15 protein-coding genes are annotated in these 19,249 nt (G+C 70.5%); 14 read left to right on the forward strand and 1 reads right to left on the reverse strand.

The genetic code is table 11. The features are described 5' to 3' along the window. A partial coding sequence (locus tag VI238_RS00805) for an amidohydrolase family protein (RefSeq protein WP_414650010.1) occupies positions 1 to 1,305 on the reverse strand: 1,305 nt, incomplete at its 3' end. Between the two features lie 212 nt (positions 1,306 to 1,517). Here VI238_RS00805 and VI238_RS00810 point away from each other — a divergent pair. The 14 genes from VI238_RS00810 (at position 1,518) to VI238_RS00875 (ending at position 19,198) form a co-directional block, all read left to right on the forward strand. Further along, positions 1,518 to 2,810 (forward strand): nucleotide sugar dehydrogenase, encoded by a 1,293-nt coding sequence (locus tag VI238_RS00810; RefSeq protein WP_331647432.1) that lies wholly within the window; start codon positions 1,518 to 1,520, stop codon positions 2,808 to 2,810. A gap of 84 nt (positions 2,811 to 2,894) precedes the next feature. Further along, positions 2,895 to 3,902, forward strand: a complete 1,008-nt coding sequence (locus tag VI238_RS00815) for an NAD-dependent epimerase (RefSeq protein ID WP_331647433.1) — start codon at positions 2,895 to 2,897, stop codon at positions 3,900 to 3,902. Between the two features lie 250 nt (positions 3,903 to 4,152). After that, positions 4,153 to 4,704, forward strand: coding sequence for an XrtA/PEP-CTERM system exopolysaccharide export protein (locus VI238_RS00820; RefSeq protein WP_331647434.1), 552 nt, complete (start codon positions 4,153 to 4,155; stop codon positions 4,702 to 4,704). Positions 4,705 to 4,721: 17 nt separating this feature from the next. After that, positions 4,722 to 6,275: an XrtA system polysaccharide chain length determinant gene (locus tag VI238_RS00825; RefSeq protein WP_331647436.1), complete on the forward strand. Its 1,554-nt coding sequence runs from the start codon at positions 4,722 to 4,724 to the stop codon at positions 6,273 to 6,275. After that, entirely contained in the window at positions 6,272 to 7,045 is a 774-nt protein-coding gene (locus VI238_RS00830; protein ID WP_331647438.1) for a polysaccharide biosynthesis protein, read from the forward strand. Before VI238_RS00825 ends, VI238_RS00830 begins: the two co-directional genes overlap by 4 nt. A 108-nt stretch (positions 7,046 to 7,153) precedes the next feature. Beyond that, entirely contained in the window at positions 7,154 to 8,473 is a 1,320-nt protein-coding gene (locus tag VI238_RS00835) for a surface lipoprotein assembly modifier (RefSeq protein WP_331647440.1), read from the forward strand. 24 nt (positions 8,474 to 8,497) lie between these two features. Then, positions 8,498 to 9,286 carry a polysaccharide deacetylase family protein gene (locus VI238_RS00840; protein ID WP_331647442.1) on the forward strand — a complete coding sequence of 263 codons (789 nt, stop codon included), beginning with the start codon at positions 8,498 to 8,500 and terminating at the stop codon, positions 9,284 to 9,286. Further along, the gene (locus VI238_RS00845; RefSeq protein WP_331647444.1) at positions 9,283 to 10,425 is read left to right on the forward strand and encodes a glycosyltransferase; all 1,143 of its coding nucleotides are present in this window, start codon (positions 9,283 to 9,285) and stop codon (positions 10,423 to 10,425) included. Before VI238_RS00840 ends, VI238_RS00845 begins: the two co-directional genes overlap by 4 nt. A gap of 3 nt (positions 10,426 to 10,428) precedes the next feature. Continuing rightward, positions 10,429 to 11,658 (forward strand): glycosyltransferase, encoded by a 1,230-nt coding sequence (locus VI238_RS00850; protein ID WP_331647446.1) that lies wholly within the window; start codon positions 10,429 to 10,431, stop codon positions 11,656 to 11,658. Continuing rightward, complete coding sequence (locus VI238_RS00855; RefSeq protein WP_331647448.1) at positions 11,651 to 12,808, forward strand: glycosyltransferase; 1,158 nt, start codon at positions 11,651 to 11,653, stop codon at positions 12,806 to 12,808. The genes VI238_RS00850 and VI238_RS00855 overlap by 8 nt, the downstream gene beginning before the upstream one ends. Positions 12,809 to 12,893: 85 nt before the next feature. Then, a complete protein-coding gene (locus VI238_RS00860; protein ID WP_331647450.1) occupies positions 12,894 to 14,678 on the forward strand; it encodes an asparagine synthase C-terminal domain-containing protein in 1,785 nt (594 codons plus the stop codon). Beyond that, positions 14,668 to 15,927 carry a glycosyltransferase family 4 protein gene (locus VI238_RS00865; protein ID WP_331647452.1) on the forward strand — a complete coding sequence of 420 codons (1,260 nt, stop codon included), beginning with the start codon at positions 14,668 to 14,670 and terminating at the stop codon, positions 15,925 to 15,927. Before VI238_RS00860 ends, VI238_RS00865 begins: the two co-directional genes overlap by 11 nt. 3 nt (positions 15,928 to 15,930) lie before the next feature. Then, positions 15,931 to 17,796, forward strand: a complete 1,866-nt coding sequence (gene asnB / locus VI238_RS00870) for an asparagine synthase (glutamine-hydrolyzing) (RefSeq protein WP_331647454.1) — start codon at positions 15,931 to 15,933, stop codon at positions 17,794 to 17,796. 88 nt (positions 17,797 to 17,884) lie between these two features. Continuing rightward, positions 17,885 to 19,198: an O-antigen ligase family protein gene (locus VI238_RS00875; protein ID WP_331647456.1), complete on the forward strand. Its 1,314-nt coding sequence runs from the start codon at positions 17,885 to 17,887 to the stop codon at positions 19,196 to 19,198. Positions 19,199 to 19,249: the final 51 nt, after the last annotated feature.

The raw sequence follows: 19,249 nt of genomic DNA on the forward strand, positions 1-19,249 counted from the left end.
GTTGAGGTGCTGGATCTCGTCGGCGCCGCCTTCGACGAACTGGCGCGCGGACATGAACGCGGGCACGTGGCCGCTCACGCGCAGGCCGCGCTCGTGCGCGCGCGCGGCGATCAGCGGCATCAGTTCCGGCTTGATCGACGAATAGATCTTGATCTGCGCGTAGCCGTGGTCGGCGTACCAGTCCACGTCCTTGATCGCGTCCTCGACCGTATCGACGCGCATCTTGGTCGGGCCGGCGAGTTCGCCGGTGCCGTCGATGATGCCGGCCTTGAGCACGCGCGGCCCGATTTCGCTGCCGTCGTCGAAGCGCGCGACGCGCTTGGGGAACGCGTCGGTGTCGTTGGCCAGGTCGCGCGCGCTGGTGACGCCGTTGGCGAGGTCGAGCAGGCCGTCGACATCGCTGAAATGCTGGTGGTTGTCCCACAGGCCGGGCATGAGGAAGCGCCCGTGCGCATCGAGCACCTCGGCGTCGGCGACCGCCTGCAGCGCCGCGTCGGGCGCGACGCGCACGACGCGCTCGCCGCGCACGAGCACGCTGGTGTGTTCACTGACGGAAAGGTCGCGCGGGTCGAACACGCGTGCGTCGCGAATCAACAGCCCACCCTTCGGCACGCGCACGAGCTCGCGCGCGAGGCGCGCCGACCATGCAGTGTCGGCCGCGTCCTGCGCCGCCTGCAGCGGCTCGAGGTTGCTCGCGAACTCCGCCCGCACGACCGAGAACCAGCCCGACACGATCGCCGCGGTCGCACCGTCGCCGTCGAGCCAGATCGGCTGCGGCGTGAAGCCGAGCCCGGCGATGCGGTACTGGCGCAACTCGCGCCCGCCGACGCGCACGCTGCCGACCGCCTCGATCGAGGCTTCGCCGGCGGGCAGCAGGGCAAGACGATGGCCGGGTGCCGCGAGCAGCGCGCGCGCGAGCACGCCGAGGAATTCGGGCGGCGCATTGGCCGGGACGTAGAACGCGCCCGCGGCGGGCGCCGAGCCGTGCTCGGTGCGGCCGTGCCAGCTCGCCTTGCCGTCGGCGACCAAGAAGCGCTCCTCCACGGGCGCCTTCATGTAGTCATTGCCGCGGCCGTCGTACGCGAGGGGAAGTCCGGCGGCGTCGAGCGTCCAGTCGGCGACGATGTGGTCGCCGCGGCCGCGGTCGTTGTAGGAGTATTCGGCATGCGTGCGACCGTCGGCGCCCGCGTCGACCGACTGCGTGCCGGCCGCATTGCCCTGGATCAGGATCGAGTCGGTGCGAGGTGCGGCGACGGCGTGGATGCCTCCCGCGACGAGCACGGCGATGGCGAGGAAGCGCAGCATGGCGGTCTCCGGTCCGACGGAGCCGCGAGCGTATCCAGGCCGCGTCCGCGCGCGCACGTGCCGGAGGCAATGCCCGGTCGCGGATCGCTCTTGCTAGACTTGCGCGCCCTAGCAGGAAGTCGGGAAGCGGACCGTGAGCGCTTTCTCGATGCGCGGTCCGACCGGACCGTGCCGGCAGGGCCTTGCCCACGCGTCTGCACGAGGATCCACGAATGGATGCTGCTGCCCTGCCCCGCCCCGACGACACCCGTGTCGCGGTCATCGGCCTCGGCTACGTCGGCCTGCCGCTCGCGGTCGGGTTCGGCCGCCACCTGCCGACGCTCGGATTCGACATCAACCGCGCACGCATCGAGGAATTGCGGCAGCACCGCGACCACACGCTCGAGGTTTCGACCGACGAGCTCGCGGCGACGCCGCAGCTGCGTTTCAGCGCGGACGCGGACGAGCTCAAGGCGTGCAACGTTTTCATCGTGACCGTGCCGACGCCGATCGACGACGCCAAGCGCCCCGATCTTTCGCCGCTCGTCGCCGCGAGCCGCACCGTCGGCAAGGCGATTTCGCGCGGCGCCGTCGTCGTGTTCGAGTCGACCGTGTATCCGGGCGCGACCGAGGAAGTCTGCGTGCCGATCATCGAGCGCGAGTCGGGCCTCGCCTACAACGTCGACTTCTACGCAGGTTACAGCCCGGAGCGCATCAACCCGGGCGACAAGGAACATCGCCTCGAGACGATCCTCAAGGTTACCTCGGGCTCGACCCCGGAGGCGGCCGACTTCGTCGACGCGCTGTACCGCCGCGTCGTCACCGCGGGCACGCACAAGGCGTCGAGCATCCGCGTCGCCGAGGCGGCGAAGGTGATCGAGAACACGCAGCGCGACCTCAACATCGCGCTCATCAACGAACTCGCGCTGATCTTCCACCGGCTCGGCATCGATACCGCCGAAGTACTCGCCGCGGCAGGCACGAAGTGGAACTTCCTGCCGTTCCGCCCCGGCCTCGTCGGCGGCCACTGCATCGGCGTCGACCCGTACTACCTCACGCACAAGGCGCAGCAGATCGGCTACCACCCGGAAGTGATCCTGTCCGGCCGGCGCATCAACGACGGCATGGGCCAGCACGTGGCCCAGCGCGTGATCAAGCTCATGACGCAGCGGCGCATCCACGCGGCGGGCGCGAACATCCTCGTGCTCGGCCTCGCGTTCAAGGAAAACTGCCCGGATCTGCGCAACACGCGCGTGACCGACGTCGTCGGCGAGTTCCAGAGCTACCACGCGAACGTCGACGTGCACGATCCGTGGGTCAGCGCCGAGGAGGCGCGCCACGAGTACGGCCTCGACCTCGTGCCCGAACTCGTCCCCGGCAAGTACGACGCGGTGATCCTCGCGGTCGCGCACCGCCAGTTCCTCGAGCTCGGCGCGGAGCGCATCCGCGCGCTCGGCAAGCCCGGTTGCGTGCTGTTCGACGTCAAGCAGGCGCTGCCGCGCGAACTCGTCGACGATCGACTGTAGGGCGGTACGCGCTTGGCGCGTGCCGCGGCAACGCGACGACACGACCGCCGGACGCGTAGCGCGGCCGGCCCATGGAGAAGACACATGCGCATCCTCGTCACCGGCGCCGCCGGCTTCATCGGATCGACCCTGAGCGACCGCCTGCTCGCGCGCGGCGACGAGGTGCTCGGCTACGACAACCTCAACGACTACTACGACCCGACGCTCAAGGAAGCGCGCCTCGCCCGGCTGCTGCCGCACGCGAACTTCAGCTTCGTGCGCGCGTCGCTCGAGGACCGGCCCGCGCTCGAACGCGCGTTCGCGGACTTCCGCCCGCAACGCGTGGTCAATCTCGCCGCGCAGGCGGGCGTGCGTTATTCGCTGACCAACCCGTACGCGTACGTCGAAGCGAACCTGGTCGGGTTCATCAACGTGCTCGAGGCGTGCCGCCATGGCGCGGTCGAGCACCTCGTCTATGCGTCGTCGAGTTCGGTCTACGGTGCCAACCGCAAGCTGCCGTTCTCGGTGCAGGACGCGGTCGACCATCCGGTGAGCCTGTACGCGGCGACGAAGAAGGCGAACGAGCTGATGGCGCACACGTACAGCCACCTGTACCGCCTGCCGACCACGGGACTGCGCTTCTTCACCGTGTACGGCCCGTGGGGACGGCCGGACATGGCGCTGTTCCTGTTCACGCGCAAGATCCTCGCCGGCGAGCCGATCGAGGTGTTCAACCACGGCAAGCACACGCGCGACTTCACCTACATCGACGACATCGTCGAGGGCGTGATCCGCACGCTCGACCGCGTGCCCGCGGGCGACCCTGCGTTCGATCCGCTGCGGCCGAACCCGGGCTCGTCGGCGGCGCCGTATCGCGTCTACAACATCGGCAACAACCAGCCGGTCGAGCTTGCGCACTACATCGAGGTGCTCGAACGCAAGCTCGGGCGCAGCGCCGAGAAGATCCTGCTTCCGCTGCAGCCGGGCGACGTGCCCGACACGTTCGCCGACGTCACCGAGCTGTCGCGCGATACCGGTTACGCGCCGTCGACGCCGGTCGAGGTCGGCATCGGCCGCTTCGTCGACTGGTACCGCGCGTTCTACCGGGTCTGAGGCCCGCCGGCCGGGTGCCGCCGCGTCGGTGCCGCGGCCCGCGCGACCACCACCCCACAAGTGGATTATTCTGCGCACGACGGGGCGACCGACGGTGCCCGAAGTCCGGCCGTCGCCCGCACGGGGGTCGCCATGAAAGTGTGATAGGGTTCACATTTCCATAGGGAGGGAGCGCGCCATGTCGCCGTTCATCCGGCTCGTCTTGATCGCTATCGTGTTGTTTTTGCAGGCTTGTGCTGCAGGACCCGGGGTGAGCAGCGGCGCTCCGCGGGTGAACCCCGAGGCGCAGGCGGTCAGCGTCTACAGGATCGGTGTCGACGACATCATCGAGGTGTCGGTCTGGCACAACCCGGACCTCAACGCGAAGGTGCCGGTGCGCCCGGACGGCATGATCTCGATTCCGCTCGTCGGCGACGTCATGGCCGGCGGCAAGACGACCGAGGAAGTCTCGGCCGAGATCGCCGACAAGCTCAAGGCCTACATCCGCGACCCGCAGGTCGCCGTGATCCTGACCGAGCTGCGCAGCCACGAGTACCTCTCGCGCGTGCGCGTGACCGGGGCGGTGCGCAACCCGATCTCTGTGCCGTACCGCCAGGGCATGACCGTGCTCGACGCGGTGCTCGCGGCGGGCGGCACGACCGAGTTCGCGTCCGGCGACCGCACCGAGCTCTACCGCAAGGAAGGCGACAGCACGCGTGCCTACGCTGTGCGCCTGGACCAGATCCTCAAGAAGGGGGACCTGTCGACCAACTATCCGGCGCAACCAGGTGACGTGATCACCGTGCCCGAGCGCGTGTTCTGACGGAGCGGAGCGGCGAGATGGCGAATGCGATGGTGCCGATGGGCGAGCTCGTGCCGGTGCTGCTGACCGAGGCGCGCCGGCGCAAGCTCGCGCTCGGCACGATGTTCGCCGTCATCGCGATCGCGGCGCTCGTGATCGGCGTCGCGCTGCCGCGCAAGTACGAATCGTCGACCACGATCCTCGTGCAGGAAAGCAACATCGTGACCGGGCTCATGGAGGGACGCGCGGTCGCGACCGGCGTCGCGGACCGCGCGTCGATCGCGCGCGAGGTGATCTTCAGCCGCAAGGTCATGAACGAGATCCTCGCCGCCGGCGGCTGGCTCGACAAGCATCCGTCGGCGATCGACCAGGACCGCATGATCGAGGCGATCACCAATCGCACGAAGATCACGAGCCCGCGCGACAACCTGATCCAGATCACCTACGCCGACAGCCAGCCGGAGCGCGCATTCCACGTGACGCAACGGCTCGCCGAGCTGTTCATCCAGGAAAGCCTCGCCGCGAAGGAGCGCGAGAGCCGCAACGCGTTCGAGTTCATCGACGGACAGGTCGAGTCGTACCACAAGAAGCTCACCGACGCCGAGGACAAGCTGAAGGCGTATCGCGAGGCGAACGTCGATGCACGCCCCGGCGGCGAGGCCGACAGCAACAGCCGCATCGCGCAGCTGCGCAGCCAGATCGAGCAGGCGCGGCTCGAACTGATGGAACAGCGATCGCGCGAGGGCGCGCTCGTGTCGCAGCTGTCGGGCGAGTCGGAAATCACCGCGGTGCAGACGCGCGCGGGCACGTATCGCGTGCAGCTCGCCGAGCTGCAGAACCAGCTCGACCGCCTGCTGCTCACCTACACCGACGACTACCCCGATGTCGTGCGCATCCGCCACCAGATCCAGGACATCCAGGACGCGCTCAAGCGCGACGAGCAGCAGCGCGCGCTCGCGCCGAAGGCGAGCAAGGGACCGTCGCAGGTCGACGACGGCATCCAGTACAACCCGCTGTACCAGGAACTGCGCAGCAAGCTCAACGAGGCGCGTCGCAACGGCTCGGCGACCGCCTCGCGCCTGAGCGTCACCCAGGGCATGCTCGACGCGGAGCTCGAGCGCAGCAAGCGCATCGCCAATTCGGAGAACGCGTTGTCCGAGCTCACGCGCGACTACGAGGTCAACCGCGACATCTACCAGGACCTGCTCAAGCGCCGCGAGAACGCGCGCGTGTCGATGGACCTCGACGCCAAGCAGCAGGGCCTCACCTTCCGCATCCAGGAGCCGGCGGTGATGGCCGTGCGTCCGTCCGGCCTGCGACTCATGCATTTCGCGATCGCCGGGCTCGCGCTCGGCATCATCCTGCCCCTCGGCCTGCTGTTCGGCTATGCCCGCTTCGATCCGCGCGTGCGTTCCGCGGCGCAGATCGAACGCCTCGCCGGCGTACCGGTACTGGCGACGATTCCGGCCTATGCGACGACGGCCGACCGCCGCCGCAGCGCGTTGCACGGCACCGTGCTGCTCGTCATCATCGTCGCGGTGCTGCTCACCTACGCGGCGATGTACTGGATCCGCCTGGAGGTCATGCGATGAGCGCGGGCGACAGCGGAAAGCCGGCCGATCATGTCGGCGGCGCGCTCGAGGCCGCCGCGAACAAGCTCGGCGTGCGCACGAGCGCCAGTCGCTCGATCGCGCGGATGGCCGAGCCGCATGCGCTGACGTCGCGCCAGCTCGACGAGCGCCGCCTGATCCACCGCGACGACTCGGTGCGCGCGCAGGCCGATGCGTTCCGCGAGATCCGCACGCGCCTGCTCGCGCTCGGTGGCGACCAGAACTTCGTGACGATGATCGCGCCGGTCAGTCCCGGCTCCGGCGGCAGTTTCGTCGCGCGCAATCTCGCCGCCGCGTTCGCGTTCGACGAGGCGAAGACCGCGCTGCTGATCGACTGCAATCCGCGCCATGCGGCCCAGCACAAGGCGCTCGGCACCGAGCCGGGCCCGGGGCTGATCGATTACCTCGACCATCCCGCGATGGGCATGGAGCCGATCATTCATCGTACCGGCATACCGCGCCTGCGCCTGATCCCGTCGGGCAAGCCGCGCGAGACGAGTGGGGAGTACTTCTCATCGTTCCGCATGCGCGCCGCGGTCGACTCGTTGCGCTGCCGCTATCCGGATCGCTACCTGTTCCTCGATGGGCCGGCGGTGAAGGGTTCGCCGGATGCGCGCATCCTGTCCGACCTCGCCGACTTCGTCGTGCTCGTCGCCGGGTACGGACGCGACACGCCGGCCGCGATCGCGCAGGCGGCGTCGATCTTCGATCCGAACCGGTTCGCCGGCGTCGTGTTCGACGAATTGCCCTGACCCGCACGGACGGCGGCGCGCGCGTCGGGCAACGGGGTGTAACGGACTCGCGGGTCGCCTGCCGCGCCCGCAACCGGAGGCGGTGGTCCTGACAGGAGGGGAGACACGATGCGCATCAACCATTGCGGCCCGTCGTTTGCCGGCGCCGCGTTCGCCGCCGTCGCGATCGCCGCCGCGGGCGCGCCGTCCGCGCGCGCGGAACCCGCGCTCGGCTATACCGTCGGCGTCGAGCTCGAACAGAACGACAACATCAACCTCAGTCGCGACGAACCGGTCGAAGAGACCGTGCTCACGCCGACACTCGCATTCGACCTCAAGCAGCAGGGCGCGGTGCTCAGCGCGACCGCGGCGGGCGCCCTCTCCTACCGCGACTACCTCGGCGGGAAGTTTTCCGACGAACTGCGCGGGCTGTTGTCGGGCGTGGCGACCTGGTCGATCAGCCCGGAACGATTCGACTGGGTGGCCGAGGACTACCTCGGGCGCCAGCCGGTCGACGTGCTGCAGGCGGACGTACCGAGCAACCAGCAGCAGACGAACGTGTTCAGCACCGGTCCGACCCTGCGCGCGCGCTTCGGCGGCGACCTGCGCGGGCGCCTCGACCTGCGCTACACGAACACCTACGCCGAAGAGACGAGCGAGTTCAACAGCGATCGCTTCAGCGCCGCCGCACGCCTCGCCTGGCTGCTCGGGGCGCTCGACAATGTCAGCGGCTCGCTGACCGCGTCGCGCGTGCGCTACGACGAAGTCGCCTCACGGCCGTTCGATTACGATCGCGAAGACGCCTACATCGGCTACGAACACGTATCCGGCACGCTCAAGCTCGATGCCGCGGCCGGCTACAGCTGGGTCGACCTGCGCGGGCCGGACAGCCGCTCGGGTGCGCTGCTCAGCCTCGGCCTGCGCTGGATGCCGTCGCCGGCGACCGACCTCGGCGTCAATGCCGCGCGCCAGTTCGCCGATGCGAGCCAGGATCTCGTCGTCGATCCGCTGTCGATCGGCAACCTCGGCGTCGGCAGCGGCCGCAACGGCGCGGTGATCTCGCCGCAACTCTACGTGGAAAAGCGCATCGGCCTCGACTTCAACCATCGCGCGGATCGTTACGCCTTCAACGTCGCGCCGTTCTGGCGCAAGATCGACTACATCGAAGGCGAGTTCTTCAGCCAGCGCTCGTACGGCTGGACCGCGAGGTACGATTGGCTGCTGCGCCCCACGTTCACGCTGTCGCTGTCGACCGGGCGCGAGCATCGCGACTACACCGGCCTCGATCGCACCGACACCGACGCGAGTTATTCGATGGCGCTGGCGTGGCGGCAGACGAGCCACTGGACATGGATGCTGCGCGGCACGCACGCGCTGCGCGACAGCACCTTGCGCGAAGCCGGCTATTCGGACAATGCGATCATCCTCTCCCTCACCTACACGCGTTGACGACCGGGCGGGATGATCGAATCGATGTCTTCCAGCACGGCGACGCACAGCGTCGCCCTCATGTACCACGCGATCGGCGGAGCCGGCGCTGCGGACGCCGCGCAGGACCCCCACTACACGGTCGACGCGACGCGCTTCGCCGCGCAGCTCGACGCGCTCGTGCGCGTCGCCGGCGGCGCCACGTGTGCGCGCGACTGGCTCGCCGCGCCGCGCCGCGCGGCCGTGCTCACGTTCGACGACGGCCATGCGAGCAACCATGCGCTGGCCTGGCCCGCGCTGTGCGAACGCGGGTTGCGCGCGGACTTCTTCGTCAACCCCGGCAAGGTCGGCGAAGCGGGGCTCGCGAGCTGGGCCGCGCTGCGCGAAATGGCCGCGAGCGGCATGTCGATCCAGTCGCACGGCTGGAACCATCGCTATTTCACCGAGCTCGACGACCGCGCGCTGCGCGAGGACCTGCGGCGCTCGCGCCTCGCGATCGAGGACCGCGTCGGTGCCGCGGTGACGCTGCTCGCGCCGCCGGGCGGTCGCATGCGCGCCGACCTGCCCGCGGTTGCGCGCGAATGCGGCTATGCGCACGTGCTCGGCTCCGAACCGGGCCTGCTCGACGGCGCCGATGCCGCGCGCGCGCTGCCGCGCATGAGCGTCACCGCGGCGCTCGACGTCGCGACGCTCGAAGCGTGGTTCGAAGGCCGCGGCATCGCACGCGCGCGCCTGCGTTACGGCGTGCTCGGCCTGGCCAAGCGGACGCTCGGCGATCGCCGCTACGAGCGCCTGCGCGAGCGGCTGCTCGGAGCCGGAGACCGCGCCCGATGAAGTGGATCTTCGTGCTGAGCGTGCTCGCCCTCGGCTGGACCTACCTCGGCTATCCGCTCGCGATGCTCGCGCGCGCGCTGTACCGGCCGCGCCGCGTGCAGCCGGCCGACTGGGAACCGGACGTCGCCGTCGTCATCGTCGCGCATGATGCGGCGGACGAACTCGCGGCGAAGCTGCGCAACATCGCGGCGCTCGACTATCCGCCCGGGAAGCTGCGATTCCACGTCGCCTCGGACGGCTCGGAAGACCACACGCCGACCGTGCTGCGCGAGTTCGGCGACCCGCGCCTGATCCCGTACGTGTTCCCGGTTCGCCGCGGCAAGTCGGCCTGCCTCGGCGACATCGTGCCGAGGCTCGAGGCCGAGGTCGTGCTGTTCGCCGACGCGCGCCAGCGCATCGAACCCGGCGCGCTGCGCGCGCTGCTGCGCCTGCTGTCCGATCCGCGCGTAGGCGCGGTCGGCGGCGAACTCGCGTTCGAGCGCAGCTACAGCGACTACGGCGACGGCATCGACTTCTACTGGCGCTACGAAACCTTCATCCGCGGCAACGAAGCCGAAAGCGGCTCGGTCGTCGGCGTGAGTGGCGCGCTCTACGCCGCCCGCCGCGCGCTGCTGCCGCAGATTCCCGCCGGACTCATCCTCGACGACCTGTGGATCCCGCTGCAGATCGCGCGCGACGGCTCGCGCATCGTCTTCAGCAGCGAAGCCCGTGCATGGGACCGGCCGTCGAAGGACGCGGCGGTCGAATCGGCGCGCAAGCGGCGCACGCTCGCGGGCAACTTCCAGCTGATCGCGCGCGAGCCCGCGCTGCTGCTGCCGTGGGCGCATCCGCTCGGCTGGCGGCTGTGGGGGCACAAGTGGCTGCGCCTGCTCGCGCCATGGTTCATGCTCGCGGCGTTCGCGAGCAACATCGTCCTGATCTCCGAGTCGCCCAAGTGGACCCTGCTCGGACTCGCGCAGATCGCGTTCTACGGCGTCGCGCTCGCGGCGATGCGCCGGCCCTCGTTGCTGCGCATCGCGCCGGTGCGCGTGATCTCCACGTTCGTGCGCATGAACGGCTACGCCGTGCTAGGCCTGCACGATTTCCTGACCGGTCGCGCGAGCGCGACGTGGTCGGTTTCCCGCCGCAGGAACGCCTGACCGATGGCCGCACCCGCTCGACCGCTGCGCATCCTCTACGTCGTCTCGCTGTTCCCGTGCTGGTCGGAAACCTTCATCGTGCGCGAGATGCACGCGCTCATCGGGCGCGGCACCGAGCTCTCGATCGTCTCGCTGAAGCCGGCGAGCGAGAAGATCGTGCAGGAGCGCGCCGCGGTCCTGCTCGACCGCACGCTGCACCCACGCGGCGCGATCGGGTCGGTTCTCGCGTTCGCCGGCCTCGCGTTGCGTCGGCCGCTCGTCACGCTCGGCTTCGTCGCGCGACTCGTCGCGGGGCTGTGGCGCCAACCCAGGGTGCTGTTCAACAGCCTCGGCGCGCTCTGTCGCGCCGCCGGCCGACTGCGCGCGATCGAGGCCTTCGATGCCGACCTCGTGCATGCGCCGTGGGCGACCTATCCGGCGACGGTGGCGTGGTTCCTCTCGCGCGTGCTGCGCAAGCCGTTCTCGTTCACGAGCCGCGCGCACGACATCTTCGTCGAGGACCACATGATGGCGGCGAAGCTCGCCGCGGCGGACCTCGCGGTCACGATCACGCGCAACAACGTGCGCCACATGCAGCGCTGGATCGACCCACCCGGCGCGGTGCCGATCCAGGTCATGCATTCGGCGCTCGACCTCGGCGAGACGCGCTACTCGCGCGAGGGCCGCCTGCCGCACCGCTTGCTTTCGGTCGGCCGACTCGATCCGATCAAGGGTTTCGACGTGCTGCTGCCCGCCCTCGCGCTCCTGCGCGACCGCGGCGTCGCGTTCGACAGCGTCATCATCGGCGAGGGCGACGAGCGCGCGCGCCTCGAGGCGCAACGCGACCGCCTCGGCCTGCAGGAGCGCGTCGCCTTCGTCGGCGCCAAGCCGCAGACCGACGTGCGCCGGGCGATGGCCGAGTCGACGCTGATGGTGATGCCGTGCGTCGTCACGCCCGAAGGCAACGCCGACGGCATCCCGAACGTGCTCACCGAAGCGATGGCGGCCGGATTGCCGGTCGTCAGCACGCGGGTGTCGGGGATCCCGGAACTCGTCGACGACGGCGTCAGCGGCCGCCTCGTCGAGGCACGCGACCCGGTCGCGCTCGCCGACGCGATCGCCGCGCTGCTCGCCGATCCGGCGCTCGGCGACGCCTACGCGGCCGCCGGTCGCGCCAAGGTCGAGCGCGAGTTCGACGTGCGCATCGAGGCCGGCCGCCTGTACGACTGTTTCGCGAAGGTCGTCCATGGCTGAAGGCCCGGTTCCCGGACGCACGCGCGTCCTCGTGGTCAGCGACGAGATGGAAGTCGGCGGCAGCCAGCGCCAGATCGCGCACCTGCTGGCCGGCCTCGACCGCTCGCGCTGGCAGGCGGAGCTGCTCTATTTCCGCAACCGGTCGTTCCTCGCCGACCGGCTCGCGGAGTCCGGCATCCGCGTGCACGAGCTGCCCAAGCGAGGGCGCATCGACCCGCGCTTCGTGCTGCGGCTCGCGGCACTGCTGCGGCGCGGCCGCTACGACATCGTGCACTGCTTCTCGCTGACCGCGGAATTGTGGGTGCGGGCGCTGCTGCCGCTGTCGCCGCGCTGTGCCTACATCGCGTCGGTGCGTGGCCTGTGCCTGCACCACACGCGCCGCCAATGGCGCTGCAAGCGATGGATCGTCCGTCGCGCCGATGCGGTGATCGCGAACGCGCTGGCGGGCGCGCAAGCGACAGCCCTCAACACCGGGCTGCCGCTCGGTCGCATCAGCCTCGTGCCGAACGGCGTCGAGATGCCGGCGCCGCTTTCAGCGCAGCGACGCGAGGTCGAGCGCGACGCGCTCGGGTTGCCGGCGGGCCGCCGTTGCGGCCTGTTCGTCGGTCGCCTCGTCGCGGTCAAGAACATCCCGTTGCTGCTCGACGCGCTCGCGCGCGTGGCGCCCCCACGACGGCCATTCCTGCTGCTCGCCGGCGGCGGGCCGCTCGAGGCGGACCTGCGGGCGCAGGCGACGCGTCTGGGCCTGGATGCCGACGTGCGCTTCCTCGGCGAGCGCGGCGATGCGCAGGCGTTGATGCAATGCGCGGACTTCCTCGTGCTGTGCTCGCGCGAGGAAGGCCTGTCGAATGTCGTGCTGGAGGCGATGGCCGTCGGCTGCGCACCGGTCGCCTCGGCCGTCGGCGGCAACACCGAGCTCGTCGAGCACGAACGCAACGGCCTGCTCTTCCCGAGCGACGATGCGCCCGCGCTCGCGGCCGCGCTCGAACGCATCGCCGGCGACGACGCGCTGCGAGCTCGCCTGGGCACCGCGGCGCGCGACGACGCCCGCAACGGGTACGCCGTCGACGAGATGGTCCGGCGCACCGAGGCCGTGTACGCGCGCGTGCTGCGCGCGCATCGGGACGCGAGCGGGAACACCGGGCGATGACGCGCGGTCGCGCCTACTCTTCCTCCATCACGCGCGTTGTCGACGTGCGGTCGGCGTTGTCGCCGGGATACCACGGATGCCGTCCATGAACGACCCTGCCAGCGTGATCGGCGACTTCGCCTGCGCATTCGGACCCGCCGCCGCGCGGGCGATCGGCGCGCCGGACGGCTACGCGGTGTCCGGCGAAGGCGACGTGCGCATCGCGTCCCGCGGCGCGGTGCGCTTCGGCGAAGCGGCGGGGGGGCGCTGGCTCGCCCTCGCCGACCTCGTCGAGGGCCGCTGCGACGACGGCGTCGCCGCGCTCGACGGCGAACCGCCGCACGCGCGCTGGCGCGGCCGCTTCGCGCAGGTCGCCTGGAGCGCGAACGGTCGACGCGCGGTCGCGCTCACCGATCACTTCTCGACCTTGCCGCTGTACGCGCTCGAACTCGACGGCACCGTGATGCTCGCGAGCGACCTGCGCCTGATCCTCGCGAGCCCGCTGTGCAGGCGCGAGATCGATCCACTCGCGATCTACCACTATCTCAATTTCGCCTACGTGCCGGCGCCCTCGACGATCTGCATGGGCGTGCAGCGGCTCGCACCAGGCACGCGCTACGCATGGGACGGCGGGCGCGGGCGCAGCACGCGCTACTGGCTGCCCGAGTACGCCGAAGACTTGCGCGGCGACGACGCGCGGCTCGCGCGCGACCTGCGCGAGCAGATCGTCGCGAGCGTGCACGACTACCGGCCGTCCGATGCGCGCGGGTGGGGCTGCTTCCTGTCCGGCGGCACCGACAGTTCGAGCATCGTCTCGATCCTCGCGAGCGAGAAGCCCGAGGCGAAGGTCCGCAGCTTCTCGATCGGTTTCGCGGAAGCGGGTTACGACGAACTCGGCTACGCCGAGCTCGTCGCGCGCACGGTCGGCGCGGAGCCGTACACGGCCCGCGTCGGCAGCGGCGAGGCCGTCGCATTGCTCGAGCGCGTCGTCGACGCCTGGGACCAGCCGTTCGGCGACGCCTCCGCCGTGCCGACGCTCGCGTGCGCCGCACTCGCGGCGACGCAATCGGTCGACACGCTGCTCGCGGGCGATGGCGGCGACGAGATCTATGGCGGCAACGAGCGTTACGCGAAGGACCGGGTGATGGAGGCCTTCTACGGCCTGCCCGCGCCGTTGAAGGCGCTCGCGCGCGGCATCGGCCGCGTCGCCGGGCGCTCCTCCTCCCACTTCCTCAATCGCATCGACAACTTCACGCGACGCGCATCGCTGCCGAATCCCGACCGCTTCTACACCGACGATTCGTTCGGCTCGGACGACTACGACGAACTGCTCTCGCCGGGGTTTCGCGCGCGTGTGCCGCGCGATGCGTCGCTCGAGTTCATGCGCTCGGTCTACGCGCTCGGCGGCGACGCCGGCCCGCTGCACCGGATCATGCGGCTCGACCTGCAGATGGCGATCGCGCAGAACGACCTCTACAAGGTGCACGGTGCCTGCCGCGCGCACGGCATCAGTGCGCGCTATCCGTACCTCGATCCGCGCCTGGTCGCGTACACGGGGCGCCTCCCGCCTTCGTACAAGGTGCGCGGCACGACCAAGCGCTACCTCTTCAAGCAGGCGATGGCCGGCATCCTTCCCGACGACGTGCTGCGGAAGAAGAAGCAGGGTTTCGGCCTGCCGGTCGCGGTATGGTTGCGCAACGACGCCGCGTTCCAGGGCTTCGTGCGCGACGTGCTGTTCGACCCGCGCACGCTCGCGCGCGGCCTGTTCGAGCGCGCGTTCGTCGAGCGGCTGCTCGCCGAGCACGCGCGCGGCCGCTGGGATCACTCGCGCGGGATCTGGCAGCTCGTCGTGCTCGAGTTGTGGCTGCGGAGGCATTTCGATGCGGCCTGACGACGCTTCGACAGGCTACGACGCCGACCCCGCACGCGATGGCGTGCGCGATCGCGCGCCTGCCGCGGACCGGCGCCCGATGCGCGTGCTCATGGTGCTCGAGAGCAATTTCCCGGTCGTCGGCGGCGGCGGCGCCGAGTCGCAGGTGCGCACGCTCGCGCTGCGCCTGCGCGAGCGCGGCCATCGCGTCACGGTACTGACGCCGTTGCGCGATCCCGAGCTCACGCCGGCGCGCATCGCTCGCCACGACGGCATCCCGGTGCTGCGCATCGCCTATCCGCGCGTGCGCCTGCTCGGCTCGCTCGTGCTGTGGTCGCGCCTGCTCGTGTTCCTCGCCCGCCACGGTCGTCGCTACGACGCCTGGCACGTGCACATCGCGCATCATCTCGGCGCGCTCACGACGATGATGGGGCGGCGCGTCGGCCGCACCGTGGTGGTCAAGATCTCGGGCTGGTGGGAGCTCAAGAAGGGCCTGTTGCGCGACGACGGCGGCGTCGTCGCGCGCGTGGGCCAGCGCTGGCTGCGCGGCGCGCACGCACTGCAGGCGATCAGCCACCGCATCGAAGCGGAGCTGCTGCGCCACGGCTTCGCGCACGAGCGCATCGTCGCGCTGCCGAACGCGATCGACACGCGCCGCTTCGGCGTACGCCCGGCACCGGGCGCGGACGGCGCGCCGACCGCGGTGTTCGTCGGCCGGCTCGTGCCCGAGAAGGGCCTCGGCGTGCTGCTCGACGCCTGGGCCGCGGCGTTCCCGCATGGCGGCCGTGCGCGCCTGCGGCTGGTCGGCGCAGGGCCGCTCGAAGCGTCGCTGCGCGCGCAGGCCGAGCGGCTCGGCATCGCCTCGCAGCTCGAGTTCCTCGGCCATCGCGCCGATGTCGAGCGGATCCTGGCCGAGGCCGACTTCGGCGTGCTGACGTCGACCATCGAGGGCCTGTCCAACACCCTGCTCGAGTTCATGGCCTCCTGCCTGCCGGTCGTCGCAAGCCGCGTCAGCGGCAGCGAGGACTTCATCGTCGACGGCCGCAACGGCTGGCTGTTCGAGCCGGGCGACCGCGAGGCGCTCGCACGCCGCCTCGAAGAGGCCGTCGGGCAGGGTCGATCGGGGTTGCACCGGCTCGGCCGCAACGCGCGCAGCGACGTCGCGAGCCGCGCCGGCCTCGACGTCGTGGTCGACCGGCTCCTCGCGTTGTACCGTGGCGCCGACCCGGCGCGCGTCGACGCGCCCGCCCTTCCGCCCGCGAGGAACTGAAGCATGTGCGGCATCATCGGCATCGTCGTCGCACCGGGACAGCAGCCGCCCGACGCTGCCGTCGGCCGGGCGATGAACGACGCGATCCGCCACCGCGGCCCGGACGACGAAGGCTATTACCGCGACGCACGCGCGTTGCTCGGCATGCGGCGCCTGGCGATCATCGACATCGCGGGCGGCCACCAGCCGATGTCGGCCGACGGCGGGCGCATCCAGCTCGTCTTCAACGGCGAGATCTACAATTACCGCGAGTTGCGCGCGGAACTCCAGGCGCTCGGCCGCGAGTTCCACTCGGCGTCGGACAGCGAAGTCGTCGCGCAGGCGTTCGCCGAATGGGGCGAGCGCTGTTTCGCGCGCCTCGACGGCATGTTCGCGCTCGCGGTATGGGACCGGCGCACGCAGACGCTCGTGCTCGCGCGCGACCGCTTCGGCGAGAAGCCGCTGTTCTACGCGCACGACGATGCGCGCCTGCTGTTCGCGAGCGAACTCAAGGCGCTGATCGAGGTACCCGGGTTCCGGCGCGAGCTCGATCCCGCGGCGCTGCGTTCGTACGTGCGCTACGGCTACGTGCCGACACCCGCGAGCATCTTCGCGAGCGTGCGCAAGCTGCCACCCGGCTGCTACCTGCGTTGCGCGGACGGGCGCATCGCGATCGAGCGCTACTACGCGCTCGACTTCGGCCGGCGCCAGGCGATCGCGCCTGCGGAGGCGGAGGAGCGCCTGGCCGGCCTGCTCGACCGTGCGGTCCGCAGCCGCATGGTCGCGGACGTGCCGTTCGGCGCATTCCTCAGCGGCGGCCTCGATTCGAGTACGGTCGTTGCGCTGATGACGCGTCATTCCTCGCAGCGCGTGCGCACGTATTCGATCGGTTTCAAGGAGGCCGCCTACAACGAGTTGACCGACGCGCGTCGCGTCGCCGCGCACCTCGGCACCGACCATCACGAGCTCGTCGTCGAACCCGATGCGGTGAGCCTGCTCGAACAGCTCGTGTGGTACCTCGACGAGCCGTTCGCCGATTCGTCGGCGGTGCCGACCTTCCTCGTCTCGCAGCTCGCGCGCACGCAGGTGACGATGGTGCTGACCGGCGATGCCGGCGACGAGACGTTCGCCGGCTACACGCGCTACCTGCGTTTCCTCGCGCTGCAACGCCTCGGCGTGCTGAAGGCGCCCGTCGCGCTCGCCGCGCGCGCGGGCGCCGCGCTCGTCGACGGCTCGCTCGGCTATCGCCTGCGCGGCGTCGCCGAACGCATGCGCATGCCGTTCCCGGAGAGCTACCTCGCCAGCGTGGCGATGAGCCGGCCCGAGACGGTGCGCGCCTTGCTCGGCCCGGCTGCGTCGCGCGGCTACGAGGACCCGCTCCACGCGCTGGCGCGCGCGGGCAGCGCACGTCATTCGCTGCTCGATCGCATCGTCGAACTCGATTTCGGCAGCTACCTGCCCGACGACATCCTGGTCAAGGTCGACCGCATGGCGATGGCGAACTCGCTCGAGGGACGCGTGCCGTTCCTCGATCCGGCCGTGGTCGAATTCGCGGTGAGCCTGCCCGACGCACTGCGCGTGCGGCGCGGTCGCGGCAAGCACCTGCTGCGCCGCGTCGCCGAACGCTGGCTGCCCGCCGACGTACTGGCCAAACCCAAGCAGGGCTTCGCGATCCCGCTCGGGCAGTGGTTCCGCGGTCCGCTGCGGTCGCTCGCGGAGGACGTGCTCGCGAGCCGCGCGTTCCGCGAGCGCGGCCTCATCGACCCGGCCGCCGCGCGCGCCTGTCTCGACGACCACCTCGCCGGTCGCGCCGACCGCGGCGAGTCGCTCTGGCTGATCCTCTCGCTCGAGCTGTGGGCGCGTCGCTTCCTCGACCGGACAGGCGCATGAGGCGCGATCGACGCAGCGCTGCGTCTGCGTTCCGCGAACGGACCGGGATCCGCTCGCGGAAACCGACGTTCACGGCCGGACGCTGAGCATGCTGCGCTTCCTGCTCCTGTTCCAGATCCTCTACACGGTCTACCAGGGCCACTACAACTTCGAGTCCGGCGTGCCGGGCCTCAACCTGCCGAATGTGCTGTTCCTGCTCGTGCTGCTCGCGCTGCGCTTTTCGGGCAAGCCCGACGTCGTGCACGCGAAGGCGTTCATGCGCGGGCCGCTGCTGTTCTTCATGGCGATGCTCGTGCTCGCGTTCTCGATCGCGCAGCTGCGCGCGCCCGGCGCCTTCATGGTCGACCTGACCTACCTCAAGAACGCGTTGTTCTCGCCGCTCCTGTACTTCATGTACCTGCACTGCAGGCAGGACCTCCGGAACACGCGCCTGCTCGTCGTGGCCGTGATGGCGGTCGCCGCGCTCGCCGCGGTGCAGGCGATCCGCCAGGGCTTCGATTACGGCATCGGCGCCTACGTCGAGACGCATCGCGCGGCCGGGCCGTTCGGCAGCAACTACCGCGACGCGAACCGCGCCGGCGTCTACTACGCGATGTTCCTGCCGATGTTCATCGGCCTGGCGCTGTTCCTGCGCGACAAGCGCTGGCGCGTGGCCGCGGTCGGCGGCGTCGTGCTGCTGACGATGGCGTTGCTGTTCACCTATTCGCGGCAAGCGTACTTCATCGCCGTGATCGGGCTCGTCGTGCTGCTGCTCCGGCGCAGCGTGCTGCTCGCGGTCGTGCTCGGCGCGACGCTCGCGTCGCTGGTCGGCTACCTGCCGGAGAGCGTCACGCAGCGCGTGGCCGAAACGGAACAGAAGGGGCCGCACGGCGAGGAGAAGGTCGACGAGAGCACCGCGAGCCGCTGGGAGATCTGGGCCGGCGCGCTCGCGATGTGGGAGGACCACCCGGCAGGCGTCGGCCAGAACCGGTTCAAGGAAGAGATCGGCCGCTACTCGGCGTTCGAGCATTTCGACGCGCACAACTTCTACGTGCTCACACTCGCCGAGGGCGGGCCGCAGGCGCTCGCGGCGCTGCTGCTGCTCGTCCTGGCGACGTTCCGCCTCGGCGCGTGGTTGCGTCGCAGCATGCCGCCCGACGATCCCGAAGCGCGCGCGCTCGCGACCGGATTCGGCGTCACCGCGTTCTGCATGGCGCTCGGCAACCTCTACGGCAGCCCGTTCCTCGAAGGCAACGTGATGGGCACGTTCTGGATCCTGTGCGGCCTGCTCGAGCGCTACATGCTGCTGAAGACGCAGGAGGCGCCTGCTTCGACCGCGCTCGTCGCCGCTGCCACCGATCGCATGCGCGAACGCTTCCCGCTCGCCGCGCGCGCGCGCGGCATGACGGCGCGCGGCCCGTGAGCGCGACGCGACCGCGACGCGCGGTGCTCGCGCTGTCCGGCCTCAACCTCG

The organism is Dokdonella sp. (assembly GCF_036518555.1).
Lineage (GTDB): Bacteria > Pseudomonadota > Gammaproteobacteria > Xanthomonadales > Rhodanobacteraceae > Dokdonella_A.

Bases quoted from the DNA above. Each gene is read 5' to 3' on its own strand.
- VI238_RS00835 (WP_331647440.1), top strand. From the start codon at position 7,154: ATGCGCATCAACCATTGCGGCCCGTCGTTTGCCGGCGCCGCGTTCGCC.
- VI238_RS00810 (WP_331647432.1), top strand. From the start codon at position 1,518: ATGGATGCTGCTGCCCTGCCCCGCCCCGACGACACCCGTGTCGCGGTC.
- VI238_RS00875 (WP_331647456.1), top strand. From the start codon at position 17,885: ATGCTGCGCTTCCTGCTCCTGTTCCAGATCCTCTACACGGTCTACCAG.
- VI238_RS00860 (WP_331647450.1), top strand. From the start codon at position 12,894: ATGAACGACCCTGCCAGCGTGATCGGCGACTTCGCCTGCGCATTCGGA.
- VI238_RS00815 (WP_331647433.1), top strand. From the start codon at position 2,895: ATGCGCATCCTCGTCACCGGCGCCGCCGGCTTCATCGGATCGACCCTG.
- VI238_RS00830 (WP_331647438.1), top strand. From the start codon at position 6,272: ATGAGCGCGGGCGACAGCGGAAAGCCGGCCGATCATGTCGGCGGCGCG.
- VI238_RS00855 (WP_331647448.1), top strand. From the start codon at position 11,651: ATGGCTGAAGGCCCGGTTCCCGGACGCACGCGCGTCCTCGTGGTCAGC.
- VI238_RS00865 (WP_331647452.1), top strand. From the start codon at position 14,668: ATGCGGCCTGACGACGCTTCGACAGGCTACGACGCCGACCCCGCACGC.
- VI238_RS00845 (WP_331647444.1), top strand. From the start codon at position 9,283: ATGAAGTGGATCTTCGTGCTGAGCGTGCTCGCCCTCGGCTGGACCTAC.
- VI238_RS00825 (WP_331647436.1), top strand. From the start codon at position 4,722: ATGGCGAATGCGATGGTGCCGATGGGCGAGCTCGTGCCGGTGCTGCTG.
- asnB (WP_331647454.1), top strand. From the start codon at position 15,931: ATGTGCGGCATCATCGGCATCGTCGTCGCACCGGGACAGCAGCCGCCC.
- VI238_RS00850 (WP_331647446.1), top strand. From the start codon at position 10,429: ATGGCCGCACCCGCTCGACCGCTGCGCATCCTCTACGTCGTCTCGCTG.
- VI238_RS00840 (WP_331647442.1), top strand. From the start codon at position 8,498: ATGTCTTCCAGCACGGCGACGCACAGCGTCGCCCTCATGTACCACGCG.